This window comes from Oleiphilus sp. HI0066 (assembly GCF_001635725.1).
In genome coordinates this window covers 1-1276 of sequence record NZ_LWFH01001004.1, presented here as the reverse complement: position 1 = coordinate 1276, position 1276 = coordinate 1, and the positions used below count along the sequence as shown (strand labels likewise).

General features: G+C 42.0%; 1 protein-coding gene and 1 pseudogene. One reads left to right on the top strand and one right to left on the bottom strand.

The features are described from left to right. A pseudogene (locus A3738_RS11920) lies at nucleotides 1-513 on the top strand (malate synthase G); the annotation flags it as partial. 523 nt (nucleotides 514-1036) lie between these two features. Here the strand turns inward: A3738_RS11920 and A3738_RS31995 are convergent. Continuing rightward, nucleotides 1037-1276: hypothetical protein (locus tag A3738_RS31995; protein WP_231876633.1), on the bottom strand; the 240-nt coding region annotated here is incomplete at its 5' end.

The window sequence follows — 1276 nt, the reverse complement described above, 5'->3', positions numbered from 1 at the left end:
GTAGATGTATTTGCGGTACAAAACGAGCTTAAGTCTCGTGAGCACGCAAACGTAGATGACATTCTTACTATCCCGCTTATGACGGCTGAGCAAAGAGCTGCGCTTACTGAAGGTGAAATCCAGAAAGAACTCGACAACAACTGTCAGGGTATTTTGGGTTACGTTGTACGTTGGGTTGATCAAGGTGTTGGTTGTTCTAAAGTTCCAGATATCAACAACGTTGGTTTGATGGAAGACCGTGCAACATTGCGTATTTCTGCGCAGCACGTTGCGAACTGGTTAGAGCACGGCGTATGTTCAAAAGAGCAAGTTGAAGAAAGCTTGAAGCGCATGGCTGCAACCGTTGATGAGCAAAACGCAGGCGATGCCGCTTACATCAACATGGCACCAAGCTTCGATACGATTGCTTTCCAAGCAGCATCTGATTTGATCTTCAAAGGTAAAGAGCAACCAAGTGGTTACACAGAGCCACTTCTTCACGCTTACCGCTTGAAGTTTAAAGCTGCTAACTAATCTATTTGTGTCATGCCGGACTTGATCCGGTAATCACATCGTAGATGAGTTTCGAAAATCGCATTAGGTGAACGCTTAATGCGGTTTTTTTGCGTTTGAGCTATAGCAGGAAGCATAGGTGTGGAGTCACTCTAAGTGACTACATGTCGTCATTCACGTGTAGGCGGTACAAAAGCGCTTTAGCTCGTTAAACGACCAACGGTCGGCTCGAAGGGTAAGCGAGCCATATCATCTATTGTTTTGATCATATTTGTACTATCGGTATCGTTACCACTGAGAGTTAAGTCTGTCTTGTTACGGCTTCCTTCTGATATTGTTTTATAAAACAATTAACTAAACTTTTTCTCCTGGGTTTATACGGATCTGTGTAAACCCAAGTATTCTTTCTGCGAAAAGAGAATCTTAGTTTCTAGTGATAGGGTGCTATTTAAGTGATTGAATCAATTAAACAAAAATGGAATTTTGATCATCGTGAAGACGCGTTGCCGTCTGCGGTTTATAGAGAATTCCATATAATAAGCTGTTAAGTGTCACTATGACTGAGAGAGAATTCAATCGACTGCTGTATGAAAATGACATAGATCGCAGCATCCATAGCTTGGGAAAGCCTCCAAGTGACTAGCTGAACAGCTTTTCTGCGGCTTCGTCGCTCCAAAACTGCCCCTGTTTGAGGCATTATGTGATGGTAATTTATAAACGAAGAATTTATGAACAATATTAGAACACTTCTTTTTGCACTTTTGTTGATTTCGCCATTTGCAAA